Raw genomic sequence first — 15,341 nt, forward strand, 5'->3', positions numbered from 1 at the left:
GGCATATCGCTCCTTCGGTGGAGAAGTGGAGGCGTCAAGCACCCCCACGATATGCCGCCTTTCCGATTCCCGCCGTCACCAACTTTGGGCGATAGCTCCGCAGCCGCCTCCAGTCCTTCAAACCGCCGATAACCGATGATGCGTCGGACCACGGCTCCGTTCTTCTGTTCGACAAACGCCTGGTCGTTCTTGCGGGTAGGGTCGGCAACGCGTGAACTCGATGTTCATCTGCTCACAGGCCGTGCAGCGAGGGCGGCAGCTGTCGGCGAACTTTTGTCGTCACGGTGCTCAGGAGCGTTTGCCCGCGCACCAGCAACGGCGCACACTCCGTCCAACAGGTCGCAATATCCGTGAGCAGCGTCTGTATAAAACCGGCGCGCGCCGAGGGCCCACTGTGAGCGACCAGATCGGCTTCGACTAAGCCCGGCGCCGGATACTTCCAGCCGGCGGACGTCCGTACCGGGATTCCGTCGCTCTGCGCTCGCCACCGGGCCGCGCCGGTGGCGTCCACCTTCCTCTCGGATCTTGCCCAGCGCCCTATCGATCGTGGACGCGCTCCCCGCCAGTAGCTTCGCACGGGATTTCAGGAGCCAGGCCCATGTGACCGTTGCGTTCCATCGACTCGATCAGGAGCGGCAGCAGCGCTTTCAGCCTCTTGCCGCAGATCCGGTCGGATGGCTCACAAAGCACTACCAGCGCATTTCGCTCAGCTTCCTCGTAATCCGGCGACGGGTGCGCCGAACCGAGGATTGCCTCATCTCCTCGGAGCAGGCGCATCGCATGCTTTCGATGCAAGCCCGTCACAAGCACAAACTGGTCCAGATTCGCGCTTCTCCGCGCGTCTCGCCTCTCTGTAGCGCTGCCCCACAGCGCCCGTCAGCTCTCTCCGAATCGCCATGCTCAGTTGCCTCATTATCGCGCCCGCGGTCCCATCCCACTGGGGAGCAAATTACGTGAGGCAGGCACAGCACAGCATTCAGGAACATTTCAACCGACTTCTTGCCATCCTCGTATGGCTTCCGACCGGGACGATCGCCCATGATGCCCTACACGCTTGAGGCCGATCCGTGTGCCACATCCAGGCGCACCGCTCTCGAGCGCTTCCTAAGCGACGGTCGCATCAAGCTCGACTCCAACGCCGTCGAGCGCGCAATCCGGCCACCAACCATCACGAGAAAAAACGCGCTCTTCGCGGGCAGCCATGGTGGCCGGACCTGGGCCACCATCGCCACGCTGCTGCAGACCAACGAAGATGAACAACCAGACCCGCACTCCTGGCTCACGCAAACTCTCGAACGGATCGCGCGGCGCTGGCCGATCTCTGAGATCGATACTCTCATGCCCTGAACTTCCAAGCCTGAACGGCCAAAGCTTCGCGCTTACGCCGCTGCCAACACGTCTTATCGGCGGCGGCGCGCCTCGCGCAATTAAGGTGCTCGAAAGCGGGGTAGATCACCAAGCTGCGAGGATTTGCCGCATCGTGAAACGGGTATGAAAAACCCAATCAGGCTCGACGCGACAGCGATGGGGGCTTGAAGTCTACGTAGCGTCAGGTTGTACAGTCTGAATCATACATACGGCCTTCTCTGAAGCTTCGTGATCACTCGGAGAGGCTCGGTTGGTTGTAGCGAATGTGAGGACGTTGATCTGAAGAGGAAGCAGAGCTTGCAGTGCAAGTATTGAAACCCGGTCGCCTTCCAACAGCAGTGGGGCGGCCCAATGTCGGTCGCCGATGTGCCGCATGCGATGTCCCGGAAGGGGGCGGCAACACCGTGGCTTTTTGAGTCGTGCGAGTATTTGGGTTTCGTTTCTCCTGGATCGTTTTGAGGTTTGGCGAGCGGTCACCTGTTGCCCAGGAGCCGGGGCGCTTTTCTGCAGCAGCCAAGACCGGGCAGGTGTGAGTAATGCACGAGCTCGGAGCGACGCGCGATAACAGTCCCTTTTTGTTCAATTTGGCGACCTTGACGTCCGGCTTTTTGAAGCCGGAGTCTCTGTGGTCAATGCGCCGGAGTGTGGCTCCGGGGCAGCTATGAAGAATCTTCTCATCTTAGGAGAGTCGTGTGGAACCGATCTATAACGATCCGAACTCTTGGATGCGCTGGTACGCCGAGCAGCAGGCGTTGCAGCGTGCGGGGCAAGAGGCCGACGTCGACCCTGCCGATCAAGCTGGCTTCGAGCAGCAATTGGGCGAGCTGCAACTCCGCTCTCCTGAGGAGAGTTCCGGGGTTAGTTCCCCCGACAGTTCAGCCGCACGGTCGCATGAAAACATCCAGCGTACGGACGTTGGTGGTTCGATGCGAATGCGGCCAAGGTCCAACCTGCGGGACAATTCGTTCAGCAGTACGCGTCGCAGTGTCGATGTTCCGCACGCTCATCTTGGCTCGGCTGCAAATAATTACCGGTCTGACTTGCGGGACAGGCCCTTCAGCAGCATGCGTTACGCAGCGCCCTCGGAGGAAGAACCTACGGCGCGGACGAAGGACAACAAGCCGCGTGGACTGTTCTCTCGGGTCAAATCAGGGTTAAGCAAAGTCTTTGGAGGAAACCACCGTGAGAAGTGGTCCGGCGGCCAAGCCTCTGATGACGTCTACTCGGAGCTTCGCATCGACTTTGCAAAGCGCAGTCGCCCGTCCGAAGCAGACCTAGCGCTGATTGAAGAGTTCAAGACGGCATTGGGCAGCGCGAACCGTAAGACGAAGACGATCGAGAATTATGTGATGGCTCTTCGAATGTTCAGCGAATTCCTCCAACCCAAAGGCGTCACTCTGAACGACCTGCTTGGCAATGCTGATCTGCTGACAGCCTATAAAGATGAATTTAAGAAGGTGGCGAGCGCCAATAGCAGGAACTATGTGGGTGGAGCCTTGGATACACTCCAGACTTTCCAGGCTGGAAATCCCATATCCGCTCCAGCTGGGGTGGGTACGCGAGAGCAACCGATGCACCCCCAAGACGAGCGGATGATCCGCCAGTTCGTGGAAAACGTCAAAGACTACAGAGTAGATCCCGATGGTACCAGAGGCCGCGGGACTGGAAAGGTCCCGCTTGCAACGATCAAGGGCAATGTGCAAGCGCTCAACGCGTTTGCTCGTTGGCTCCGAGCGCAGAACAAGGGGCCCCTGGCTCCTCGGGCATTCAATGAGCCAAGGTCGCTCGCCGACGACATCAACGAGTACTTCGTAGCTGGCGGCGATGATCGTGACCGCCTCAGCGCGGCATTGTCTCATCTCCGCAGGATCGGGGCTGACGGGCTCCAAGCTGTCGGTGCCGGGCCCCGCCTGATGGGGCGCGAAACGTTGTCGGCTCATCCGAAGGACGTCTCCACGATCAGTGACTTTTTAACGGACGCTCTATCCAAGCTTGGATCCGACGCGACTCGCAAGGAGAAAATCTGCGCTTCGGCGAGGGCTTCCAGGCTACGCTCTTTTAGTGATTGGCTTCAAAGAGAGGGCAGGCCGAGCATCATGGACCGTATCGAGGGCAATGCTAAGCAGCAGTCGTCATTGAGCGCAGATTATGCGGCGTACAGCAAAGCCACAAAGCAGACACCCCCACTCGATCTCCTTCGACAATACCTGGGTCTCGAGCCCCAACAAGGACTTCGTGCTTATGACGATGACGCCAGCCTGATCGAGAGCCTGGCCAAGGAAGAGCTGAGAAACCTCGACCCAGCTTCCGAACAGAGAAGAAAAACAATTCGTAATACTGCTTCGGCCCAACGCAATTTCAGTAATTGGCTCCGCACAGAGGGTAGGGAAAGCATCGCGAGCCGAATCAACGGCAATAGTGAGCAGCGGCGCTCGCTGGAGGCAGACCACCGGGCTTTCACGGAAGCCAAAGGGAAACTTGGCCTGAGTCTCAGGAAGCTCAGGCAGTATCTGCAACTCGTTGAGGCAAACAGAGGGCTGGGTGTGACCTTCCCTGAGCAGAGGGCTAGCTCGAACTCAACCTCAACCTGGGTGCGAGATTTGCCGACGCCGCCGTCCGAAAGTGAGTGGCCGCCGCTGCTAGATCCGTTTGGGCAGGCTGGCTTGCAGGAACCGGCCAGGTCGAGCTCGACCTGGTCCCCGCACGTGCCGTCCGACTTTGATCCAAGTGAGTGGCCGGCAGCGCAAGGCCCGGTTGGACCGGGTTGGCAGGACCTGGCCGGCTCGAGCTTAACCTGGTCTCCACGAGTGCCGTCCGACTTCGAGTGGCCAACTCCAGAGGGCGCGCCAGCTCGGTCCTCAGACATCTACCACGGTTTGGCTTCTTTCACTGATCTGCCGTCCACACCGCAGGAAATGCGTGACGACGCCCAGTCAAGGCCGGTGCTCAGCCCTGCCGGCAGACCGCCGTTCTTCATCGGTTCATCAGGCACGCCGCAAGAGCTCGAGGATATCGGATATCTCGTCGGCGAGGATTGGCAGCATGGCACACAGGCGGTGCCAGACTTCCTGCTCGATGTACTGGACAATAAAATGCTGCTGCCGAGTTCGCAAATGGCTCCCCAGCCGGTCTCTATCAACGGTGAGACCTACTCCATTGCGTTGGGGCCGCGAGGACGCCGCGACGCCCAACTGATCCATCACCCTGGCCCATCCTCAGTTCCTGATGCCCGGATCGGCGCTTCGAGGGCGAGTGCCTCTGCCGGCGACCGCAGCGGACGGGTGCTCGGAGCCGAGGAATGGCTGGGTGATGCGCATATCCAGCGGGACTACGAGCTGCTGTCGCAGGAGTTGCAGCAAAACAATCCAAACCTCGCCGCCCGGACCCGGTTCGTCGATCCTCTCATCGCCTTTCAGGTGGGCCATGGTACGGACGGCGACGCCCTGGACGCATTCCATCGCATTGTCAACGATCGGAATGGCAACGATACGGCCGACTTCCTGTTCTTGCCGGTGAGTGATGCGAGCGCTACGAACCTTCATGCCCGCGGATCCCATTGGTCGTTGCTGCTGGTAGATCGCCGCGATCGCGACAGGCCGGTCGCCTATCATTACGACTCCGCCAAGGCATACTACGACTCCGCCAAGGCATACAATGCCACACCTGCAGCAAAGCTCGCAGCGCGGGTGGGAGCCGATTTGCGAGATGCCCCCATGCGCCAGCAGGGGAACGGCTATGATTGCGGAGTGTTTGTGGTCGACGGTACCCGGGCGCTGGTCAGACGGCTCGCGGGAAGACGGCACGCAGATCTGAGCCTCCTCTACCTCGTCGTCGATCGGCAGGCACTGCGAAACCGGCTAAGTGGGTGAAGTCGGCTTCAACTGAATAGCGCGTGCAGCTGGTTGAACTGTATCCGTCCGAGATAAGCCGGGGACAGTACGCCTGAGGGGTTCGGTTCCCCTGTGCATCCTGATGAGCTCCATCAGGTTAGCCGAGTCGGTGAACGCCATGACGCCGTCGTTACCTATGCTGTAAACCGAGATGACGCCGCCCACCGGGTCCACTCCGTTGGCCACATCCCAGAGCCAGTCCTCGTCCTCGCCGAGGTCCTTTGCCACGCGACCAATGGTGAAGACGAAATTGACTCTGTTGACGTGCGCTGAGCGGAGGACGTCGACGTGAGCGACGTCTAATTCCACGGCAGCAACTGGTGTAGGCAGCTCTGTGGCATGTCCGCGATGCGCGCGAAGGCGTCGGCGAGCCACGCTTTCGCATCGATGTTGTTGAGACGCGCCGTATGATGAGCGTCATCCGGCGGGAAGTTCCGAACCGGACGTTTAATTGGACAGCCCGCGGCCGGGCTTCTGCGAGGTCGACATGGCCGCCCCTGGCGGCACGTCGGTGGCGGGATCGTTCATCCAGACCATGACGATGGCCGATTCGCGACGGGCTGGACGGAGTGCCTGCCGTTGGTGAGGCGGGATGGCTCGCTGGTTGTCGAGGCTATGAAACACGCACAGAGCCGGTTCCGCTGGCTTCTACGCGGTGTGGACTTCGACAACGACAGCAGGTTCATGAACGAGGTCTTCGCGCCGCGGTGCGCCAACCGAAGCTCGGGGTGACGCGCTCGCGTGCCTACAACAAGAACGGTCAGGCCTTCGTCGAGCAGAAGAATGGTGCGTTGTGCGTCGCTTGATGGGCTACGGCCGCTTCGTTGGCCTCGACACGGCGCACGTGATGGGCCGCCTCTATTCGGCGGCAACTCTACGTCAACTTCTTTCAGCCGTCGTTCAAGCTCAAGGAGAAGCGCCGAGAAGGGGCCACGCCTGCACCCTTTGGTTTTAAGAGTTGGTACGCGGCTTGCTCCGTTCGGAGCAACATTATGGCGCGAGAGACACACGTCCGCGTTGTAAGGAGCGGTTCATCTGCAGGGTTTGCGATAAGCGTGGCACCATCCTAAGGGAACGAAGTGACCCAACCATGCCCATGAGAAAGCGTGCCGACCAAAAACTGCAATATCTTCACGTCGTGTACGCGTCAATCCAGCTTTCTCTTCTGGTGCCGACTTCGAGACTCTTCCATGCGAGATCCGTACGAAGGCCGATCTCGTGGTCCTTCTCACTCTCGTCGACCCTATCGAGCACCGCCCGCACTGGCGAGGTTGTCTCGGCTTCGAACGTCGGGATAGTCCCGAGAAAGAATGATCAAATCGACCGGGCTTGCAGAATTCGATTGATTAAGGCCACCGCACAAACCTGTCCAGGGGCTGCGAGATACCAGATACCGGTATTTCGAAGTCCGTGAGGTATCAACGCCTGCTCGGCGAACGTCCGCTTTGGGCAATTGGGTTGAACGCTCGAGCTTGCGAGCAGCCGAAAGCGCGGATTCACATAGGCATAGAAGCCTGGGATGAAACGATTGGGCGAACAGCAAGCGCATCAAGCGACCTATCGTAGGCATGAAGGCAGATCTCTGTAAGAACGCGGACCACCAATCGCCGGGCCTGAAGCACTACCGGAGAAGCGCACCGCTTTGGGACCAGCAAAAAGTAGCTGATCATCGGCGCCAGGCAGATATCAGCTAGCCAACTCATTGCCGTCTCGATCAGAGACAAGACACGATCGGAGCTTCTCTTGCGCGCGGGTGCCGCTCTTTCACGTTTCAAACGCATTCACCGTGTGTTCGCCGTCGCGATCGGCGCCAAGAGCCCGACGAGGCACATGAGCCCGGCTAGGACCCCAAATGCGGCCGGCAGTCCCACGTACTTGGCCAGTAAGCCGATACCAGCTGGCCCAATGAGAATTCCGGCATAACCCACCGTCATGATCGCGGCAATCGCCGGACCAACGGGCATCGCCTCCTGCGTGCCGGCGCGCCGGAACAGAATCGGGGCGACATTCGATAGGCCAAGACCAATGAGCAGCAAGCCGATCATGGCGATGACGGCCGCCGGTGCCGCCAGCAGAGCTCCGAAACCTGCCAAGGCCAGTAGACTTCCGAACATAAGTGTCGCGCGGTCCCCCGCCCGTTCGACGACGGCGTCGCCAGCAAGGCGTCCCACCGTCATGGCTATGGAGAACAGTACATACGCTAAGCCGCCCTGCGTCTTTGGAGCAAGACCAGCGCCGACGACCAACAAGGCAGCCCAATCGAGCATCGCGCCTTCGATAAGGAAGGCGATCGCCGCAATCACGGCTAGAAGGAGCACGATGGAACGCGGCAGAACGAACGACGGTCCCTGGTCCGCCTGCGCCGTTGGTACCAATCGCGGCCACGCCAGCATGATCGCGATCACTATCAATCCCGAGCAGACCACAGCCGAAACAAATGCGTCAATCTGCAGCGAGAGAAAAGCGGTCATGGCTGCAGACCCCACAAGTCCCCCGATGCTGAATTGAGCGTGGAAGCTGGACATCAGCGGGCACTCCGCCGTGCGCTCCACCTCCATCGCATGAATGTTCGCGGCCACGCTAATCGAGCCTATCGAGGCGCCTAAGGCGAATAGCGCGACGCCGAGCGCCAACTTGCTAGCTGTCGTGAGGCACGGCAGGACGATCGCGAGACTAAGCCCACCCACAAGAATGATCAGCCTGACGCCGTAGCGGGCGCTCAAAACACTGGTCAGAAGCATCGCGATGATGGATCCAGCACCCAGGCAGAGCAGTAGTAGGCCAAGCACGCCGTCATCGGCCGCCAGCCGGTCTTTCGCAAATGGTACGAGCGGAGCCCAGGCCCCGAAGCCAACCCCGGGAACGAAGAATGCAAGACGCGTTGCTAACCGAGAGGATGGTTGACCAGCAGACGCCATGACAGGGACCCTATTGATAGACGACCTGCGGGCGCTGTACCAACGACGGACTCCCGAGCGACAGAGAGTGCGCAGGTTCGGCGGTCGAGAGGACATCGTTTGTTGGCGCAATCCGCCATGCCGGACGGTTCAGCGCGTGATATCGGATCGCGTCGGTCGTCACTGTTCTAGTTCGATCCGCGACAACATCTTTGATTGCAAATACGATGCCACCGCGAAAACGCACGTGACGACTCGATACGATCGGGCAACTGTGCCGGCTAGGCATGGAGCGTCGGGGGCTCTCAACAAGCTTGATACTTGCTGATTGATGAGCGCGGTCGCGCACTGAAGGAGCACGGCCGCGTATTGCGATTCCGTGACGCCCTTCAGCGCGCCAATGCGGCCTCGCCTTCCGTAGTCATATCCGCGACAAATCAATATGGCTCAGTCGCAAAGCTGACGACGAGATGAAATTGTCCGCCGATCGCAATCGGCCTTAATGCGAGGCGATTGGTTTGCAACCCTGTTACTCTGGGCTTGCGTAGCCTGAGCTTGTGGCAACCGACATCGCGATGTAGACGCCGACATAAACAGTTGATCATCGAAGGTACGCAGAGGCTTGTGTGCCTGCTAGACCCATCGTCTTTGTCAACGCCCCCCGTCACGGCTCGCCATTGACGACTTCTTCATCGAATTGGCTGTGCACATGGACCGGCATTGATTCTTGTCCGTGTGCGGGAGGGATGCGCTCGTTGCCCAACATTCCATCGAGAAAGCTGCCCCGCCGAGATCGCGACCCGCTCCTACGTAAACAGCGGACGAATCCGTTGCTCGGTCTGCCGCAACAAAGAAGCCCACAGCGTCGCGCATCTTCGACCGACGCTCCACCAATCATCAAATCCCGAATGATGGTGGCCCATAGATTCAGAACCACCCGAAAATTGCAACTGTAGTGCTAGATCCGGTGCGCCAAATGCATCGAACTCCGTCCGGATCGCGTGTCGGTGTTCCGTTACGCGCATGTTCTCTCCTTCAAGAAGGATCAGTGCAAGATCGGCGAATACGCGCTGCCCCAGACAGTCGCGCGTCATCTTCAGTCGGAATTGATTGCGCAAGCCCCCGGTCGATGCGGGCTACGCGCGCATTAGTTTCGACCACTTCGATCTACCCCGGCTAGAACTCTTGCCGCGGCGAAGCGCGAGGGGCAGCCGCGTCGGAACTTCCAGTGTTACACCGGCGAGACCGCCGAAACGGATAAGAAGAACACAGTTTGTCGATTTGGTTCTGAATTGCGCTACAGAGTTGGCAACGCGAGCAGTACGTTGTCGATCAGCCGGGTCGAACCGACGTAGGCTGCGGCACAGAGCGCCGCCGGAAGCCGCAGCGGACTCGTGGCGCGCTTGAGCGTATCACCATCGACAAGTTCAAGGTATTGCAGCCGATCAACGGTCTCAAGATGCCGCTCCGCGATCGCAATCAGCTTGTCCACCTCCCGCACTCCTGAGCGGAACTCATCCGCCGCGGCGAACAGCCCACGACTGATGGCAACGGCTCGCCGACGTTCTTCCCCGCTCAGATTCCGATTGCGACTGCTCATCGCGAGCCCGTCCGGTTCCCGAACGGTTGGCACGGTGACGATCTCGATCGGAAGATTTAGATCAGTTGCCATGCGACGCACGACCGCGCATTGCTGAAAATCCTTTTGCCCGAAAAACACGACGTCCGGACGCACCATGTTGAACAGCTTGCATACCACGGTTGCGACGCCGCGAAAATGCCCAGGCCTAAAAGCCCCGCATAGTGGCTTCGCCAATTCGCCCGGTTCGACGAAGGTCTCGAATTGAGCCGGATAGACTTCCCGTGCACCCGGCGCGAAGACAATCGCAACACCGGCATCGCGGCACAATTTTTCATCGCGCAGGAAATCGCGAGGATAGCTGCTGAGATCCTCGTTTGGTCCGAACTGCGTCGGATTGACGAAGATGCTAACGACGGTGACGTCGCATTGCGCTCGGCTCGCCTTGACCAGGGCCAGATGGCCCTCGTGCAAATAGCCCATTGTCGGCACGAGCCCGACGCGTTTGCCCGCGCTGCAAGCCTTCGCCAGTTCACGACGAAGCTCAGCGACCGTCGTAATCGTCTGCATCGTAGCACCTTACATCAGGTTGTCTTAGGAGGAGCCCAGTTTGCGATGATGTCACCCAGGCTTTCAGGAAGCCGATAGGACTCTTGCGGCGCCGGGAACGCTCCACTGCGGACATCGGTAGCCCAGCGCGACAGCGCCTCCTGCAACAGCTGAAAACCATCTGCATAGGCGCGAACGAATTTGGCCCGACGACTTTCGGTCAGCCCCAGCACGTCATGGAATACGAGCACTTGGCCCGAGCACCCGGGACCCGCGCCTATTCCAATAGTTGGTATCGACAGCGATTCGGTCGCTCGCTGGGCGAGCTCGGCCGGAATGCCTTCAAGCACCAACGCGAAGCATCCGGCCTCCTGCAGACGGTGAGCGTCATCAAGCAGCCGCAAAGCGTCATCGGCTTTCCGGCCCTGCACCTTGAATCCGCCCATGATATTGACGCTCTGCGGGGTGAGGCCGAGATGGCCCATGACGGGAATTTCGCAATCGACCAGGGCGCGCACAATTTCCACGCGCTTGGCCCCGCCCTCGAGTTTCACTGCATCTGCACCTCGCTGCAGGAATCCTCCGGCGTTGCGTATCGTCTCCTCCGGACTGAGGTGAAAGCTGAGAAACGGCATATCGGCCACGAGCAGGGCACGGGGCCTTGTGCGCGCAACAGCCTCGAGATGATGATTCATCATCGCCACGCTGACAGGCAACGTGTTGTCGAATCCGAGGCAGACGTTGCCAACACTGTCGCCGACAAGAATGATGTCGACGATGGGGTCAGCGATGCCTGCAGTAACCGCATCGTAGGCGGTGGTCATGACGACACGCCGCCGCTCCTGCTTCCACCGCTGCAGGATTGGAATCGTGATCCGCTCAACTGATACTTCCGAAGCGTGGCTCATTTTCGATCCGTTCCGTCAGATGGCCTCAGGTCGATTTCGGAGCTGGAAGCGATACAATTTAATCTCACCTGTCTCGCCTACGATTTTGAAGCCACCGCCCTCCCGAAGTCCCCGCGTCACCGAATATGCTAGGCGAACGGTAATCCGATTCTTGCGACCGAAGCAGTTGAGTATTGCGCGCATCCCGGGGGACCACCCTTTTTCTATGGCGGACGAGTGAAAACTCGTCAACCATGAAAGGGAAACATACGCCTCCAAAGTAGCAGGCGCGTGCATAAACACTCCAATGGTCGCGCGACCATCAAGCAAGAACTCCCAGATTCAAATTGTCATTTGGAAGCGCCTTGCGTCACGCTGGGCCTCAGGGCGCGCCGATGCGATCATTCTGGCAATTTGCCTGCGCGTTGTCTTAACCGCATCTCTTGCATGTCGGACTGGCTGGCTCTGCCCAGGGAGGCAATACTCTACCGGAGCGAGTTCTTTTCCGAGCCTCATCAAGTTGAACTGCAGCCAGAGGATTTGTTGCCGCTCACACCTGCTGCGCTGCATCAACGCTCCGGCATACTTCCCCATACAGAGCTGATAGAAATTGCGTACCATGCCCTGCTGCAATCCCTTCCCCGGGATACTTGGCACTTTCCAGCTCCCGAAACAGGCCTCGCGCTCACCCTCTGTTGTAGCGGCATATCGCGATCGATTCGTTCGATGAACCCCTGCCTGTCGGCCGAAAATTGCGTTGCGCGTAATTCCGCGGTGAAATCCTTCAAACGAGCTCGGAGTGACTGCCGCGCCTTCGTCAAATGCAAGCATGGGAGTGCTTTCCAGCGCAGCAGATCATGAAAGCTATGCAGACGCGCGTCTGCCGCCGCTAATTCGATGGCGTGTGGATAACCCGACCGTACAGACTTGTCAGGCGAGCCGCTTAGAGGCGTCGCTGACCTGAGGCGCCGGTGCGCTTGCCGTCCGCTTGCTGCTCAATTCGCAGTAGCCGTGGCAACCCAAGCGTCAGGCCATCGAAGAGTCGACAGTTTGACACGGCCAGCCAAGTCATGCGATGCAAAAAGGGCTAAGCGCGGTTAAGGCGCAGTAGTGCGGTCGCAATCTAAGCGGCGGCCGCCATTGCGAGGTCAGCAGCTTCTGCTGCACACGTTCAAAGGCCACTACTATTCGTCGAAGACACGATTTCGTAACAACACCCCGCATTTCCCTTGTGCGTCTTTTCGTGGCGTCTTGTACTGGTTGTCAGCGCGATCGTTCTACCCGCCGCGCCAATGCGTATGTCTCGGGTCGATACCGCAATAGGCGTCCATCCCCGAACGAGAACTGGCAACTGCCAGGATCCCCCCAGATACGTCCTTGCAGACAATGAGCGTCCTGCCAAGCGTGTCGCAGGACGTACACCCGAAGGCGAGACAAAGCCAAGTGGCATGGGAAGTGCTAGCAGCGATAAACAGCAGATAGCGCATGTCTTGCCTCCGCTAGGCTTTGCTTAAGGATAGACCATCGAATTACTTGTATTGATGTCAAGCAGATGGCAGCCGCGCTTCCCTGGGCAATCGCATCCACCGATGTACCAGCGCGTTGGGCTCTCACGCCCATGCCAGCAACGCGGTCCAAGTGAAGGCCGTCTAGGAGTGCTCGATCAGAACCGCGGCACCTCGGGCGGCCATTTTTCCCAAAACTTGGCGAAGGCGGAGCAGCATTTCAGCGACTTTCCGGAAGGCAGCGCAGCCTTCCGGCGCGATGCAGCTGCGCGTTGGAAGCGCCTCCAGGCAAGCGTGTACACCAGGTACTACCTTTCTTCGTTGCTTCGCGACGAGCAGCGCCGAAACGATAAGCTCCTCCCAGGCGACATGTATGGCTAAGACTATCGCCACGTTCCGCGATTGAAAGTCGTTTCACGATCATCTCTCTGCGGTGATCAGCCGAAGAGCGGAATCAACCTTGAAGTCACGCGTCGATGTCATCGCTTCAGGGGCTGGCGGCGGCCTTCCCCCTTCTGTTTGGTGACCCTGCCTGTGTTCAACGAAGGAGCGCATTTTGCTGCAGTTCTTATGCGCCGATCCTGCAAGTGAGACCGTTTCATGCACGAGATCCGCGCGAAGCTAATGACCGTCGACGGAAGCATCTACTGAAGTTGTCCTAGCGACTATGATCAGGCGGTTCCTTACTTCGATGCAGAATTTCGTCTCAGAGATTGTCTACCTTGTGTAATAGCGGAGGAAGAACAGCTAGCTAAACACCCGCCACCGCGATGGTGCAGGGCGCCTGCCCTGCAGTGGCATCTGAACGGCTGCCCGAGGCTTGCAGACTTTGCGATGAGGCATCTGTCGCTTTGGGCGAAGTCAAACCGCAGTTCGCGATTACCGACGGTCATCTATGATTCGACACATCGTATTCTTCACCGCAAAAGATAAGGCGCATGTCGACAAAATAGTCGACGGCCTTTCCGTACTCGCCAAAATCCCGCACGCACGCCGGCTTGAGGTCGCTCGCAACCGCAAGAGTGACCGGCTTGGCAACGAAATTGACGTGATCGTCTACGGTGAATTCGACGACGAAGTCGAACTCGTAGCCTATAAGGCGCACGGGCTTCACCAGGAGTCGATCCGGCAGGTAAGACCGCTCCGAGAGCTACGTCTCGCGGCCGATTACAGCATGTCAACAGATGCGGAGCCATTTGGCAGGCCCTACCCGCGGGCGTAATTAACCTGGCAGGCAAGTAGGGGGTTTTGGGTGCCCATGAAGCACGCCTTCGCCGGACGGGATTACAATCGGCCATGTATCGCTGAGCGACAGACTAATGCATGTATTGGAACTGCAGTGGAATGAGCCCTCATAGCCATGCGACGCCTCGCGCATCGGAGGCACCTCACGTTCCTGGATAGCGCATCGAGACACGCGGTGCTCGGGCAGTACTCGTATGTGACGTGCGATCCCTTCAGCACTTACATCATCGCGGACGGGAGAGGTATTTGCAACGGAGAGTCCATTGTGGGCGATCCGTGGGCGGCACTTCGCGCTCTGCTAGCCAACTATCCGCAAATACATCGCGCCGATCTCCGGGCATTCCAGGGCGGCGCCGCCGGCTTTTTTGGATACGAGCTGAACAGGACACTGGAGCGATTGCCGGTGCCGACCATCGGGGGCATCGCTTGCCTCAGGCACTCCTACATCTTTACGACGTCGTGATAAGCTTCGATCATCGCCATGATAGATGCTGGATCCTTTCTACCGGGTGGCCGGAGCAGGATCCAGTTCGCCGGCGTGAGAGAGCTCGCCAAAGAGCCGAAGGATTTGCTGGGCTGCTTACAGTCTCAGCCCCTCCTCCTGATTTTAAACCAGGCGAGGCCGGCTCATGGCATTCAAACTTCAGTCGCCAGGGATACATCGCGGCGGTACAGCGCGTGATTGATCTCATTCTGTCGGGTGACGCCTTCCAGGTCAACATTGCGCAGCGCTTCAGCGCTCGCCTGGCGAACTCGTTCGATCCGATAGCCTTCTATTGTCAGCTGCGGAAAATGAATCCGGCTCCCTTTGCCGCCCTTCTTCGGTATGGCAAGCTCACCATTGCATCGAGCTCGCCCGAGCGTTTCCTAAAGTTTGACGGGCGACAGGTCGAAACGCGACCTATCAAGGGGACGGTGGCGCGTTTTGCTGATTGCGAGGAAGGCCGGCGTCGCGCTGAGACGCTGGTACATTCGGAGAAAGACCGCGCCGAGAACACCATGATCCTCGACCTCCTGCGCAATGATCTCTCGCGCGTTTGCACGCCTGAATCAGTCCACGTCCCGTCCTTATGCAATCTCGAGTCCTATGCCTCACTGCACCATCTCGTGTCCGTCGTTACGGGTGAGCTAGCACACGGAGAGGATGCCGTAGGCCTACTTAGGGCCTGCTTTCCCGGCGGCTCAGTTACCGGAGCTCCCAAGGTACGCTCGATGGAAATTATCTTGGATATCGAGCGTGTGGCGCGAGAGGTGTATTGCGGGGCCATAGGCTACATAGGATTCAATGGACATATGGATGTAAATATTGCCATTCGCACCGTAACGATCGGCGACGGCCAGGCCGTCTTCCATGCAGGCCGGGATAACAGCAATGTCCGATCCGGCCGCCGAATATGAGGAGAGCCTTGCAAAGGCAGAGC

10 protein-coding genes and 3 pseudogenes are annotated in these 15,341 nt (G+C 59.0%); 6 read left to right on the forward strand and 7 right to left on the reverse strand.

What is annotated here, in order from left to right; translation table 11 throughout:
- Nucleotides 1-89: 89 nt before the first annotated feature.
- Nucleotides 90-913: pseudogene (locus IVA74_RS31025) on the reverse strand (ISNCY family transposase); the annotation flags it as partial.
- A 164-nt stretch (nt 914-1,077) separates the two neighbouring features.
- Here IVA74_RS31025 and IVA74_RS31030 point away from each other — a divergent pair.
- Nucleotides 1,078-1,347 (forward strand): annotated as a pseudogene (locus IVA74_RS31030) (transposase); the annotation flags it as partial.
- 713 nt (nt 1,348-2,060) lie between these two features.
- The gene (locus IVA74_RS31035; RefSeq protein WP_346015316.1) at nt 2,061-5,237 is read left to right on the forward strand and encodes a Ulp1 family isopeptidase; all 3,177 of its coding nucleotides are present in this window, start codon (nt 2,061-2,063) and stop codon (nt 5,235-5,237) included.
- Here IVA74_RS31035 and IVA74_RS31040 read toward each other — a convergent pair.
- From IVA74_RS31040 to panB, 6 genes and pseudogenes are all read right to left on the reverse strand, one after another.
- Complete coding sequence (locus IVA74_RS31040) at nt 5,226-5,567, reverse strand: hypothetical protein (RefSeq protein WP_346730989.1); 342 nt, start codon at nt 5,565-5,567, stop codon at nt 5,226-5,228. The genes IVA74_RS31035 and IVA74_RS31040 overlap by 12 nt on opposite strands.
- Nucleotides 5,558-5,665: pseudogene (locus tag IVA74_RS31045) on the reverse strand (transposase domain-containing protein); the annotation flags it as partial. The gene IVA74_RS31040 and the pseudogene IVA74_RS31045, both read right to left, overlap by 10 nt.
- 1,374 nt (nt 5,666-7,039) lie before the next feature.
- Nucleotides 7,040-8,176 carry an MFS transporter gene (locus IVA74_RS31050; protein ID WP_247350616.1) on the reverse strand — a complete coding sequence of 379 codons (1,137 nt, stop codon included), beginning with the start codon at nt 8,174-8,176 and terminating at the stop codon, nt 7,040-7,042.
- Between the two features lie 785 nt (nt 8,177-8,961).
- On the reverse strand, nt 8,962-9,273 hold the full coding sequence (locus IVA74_RS31055) for a hypothetical protein (RefSeq protein ID WP_247350619.1): 312 nt from the start codon (nt 9,271-9,273) through the stop codon (nt 8,962-8,964).
- A gap of 179 nt (nt 9,274-9,452) precedes the next feature.
- Nucleotides 9,453-10,304 (reverse strand): pantoate--beta-alanine ligase, encoded by an 852-nt coding sequence (gene panC, locus IVA74_RS31060; protein WP_247350622.1) that lies wholly within the window; start codon nt 10,302-10,304, stop codon nt 9,453-9,455.
- Between the two features lie 14 nt (nt 10,305-10,318).
- Entirely contained in the window at nt 10,319-11,191 is an 873-nt protein-coding gene (gene panB, locus IVA74_RS31065) for a 3-methyl-2-oxobutanoate hydroxymethyltransferase (RefSeq protein WP_247350624.1), read from the reverse strand.
- 1,634 nt (nt 11,192-12,825) lie between these two features.
- Here panB and IVA74_RS31075 point away from each other — a divergent pair.
- The 4 genes from IVA74_RS31075 (at nt 12,826) to IVA74_RS31090 (ending at nt 15,318) form a co-directional block, all read left to right on the forward strand.
- Nucleotides 12,826-13,056 (forward strand): hypothetical protein, encoded by a 231-nt coding sequence (locus IVA74_RS31075; protein ID WP_247350627.1) that lies wholly within the window; start codon nt 12,826-12,828, stop codon nt 13,054-13,056.
- 514 nt (nt 13,057-13,570) lie between these two features.
- Nucleotides 13,571-13,897: a Dabb family protein gene (locus IVA74_RS31080; protein WP_247350628.1), complete on the forward strand. Its 327-nt coding sequence runs from the start codon at nt 13,571-13,573 to the stop codon at nt 13,895-13,897.
- 138 nt (nt 13,898-14,035) lie between these two features.
- Nucleotides 14,036-14,383, forward strand: coding sequence for a hypothetical protein (locus IVA74_RS31085; RefSeq protein ID WP_247350630.1), 348 nt, complete (start codon nt 14,036-14,038; stop codon nt 14,381-14,383).
- Nucleotides 14,384-14,598: 215 nt separating this feature from the next.
- Nucleotides 14,599-15,318 (forward strand): anthranilate synthase component I family protein, encoded by a 720-nt coding sequence (locus IVA74_RS31090; RefSeq protein ID WP_247350633.1) that lies wholly within the window; start codon nt 14,599-14,601, stop codon nt 15,316-15,318.
- Nucleotides 15,319-15,341 lie beyond the last annotated feature (23 nt).

The organism is Bradyrhizobium sp. 132 (assembly GCF_023074185.1).
GTDB lineage: Bacteria > Pseudomonadota > Alphaproteobacteria > Rhizobiales > Xanthobacteraceae > Bradyrhizobium.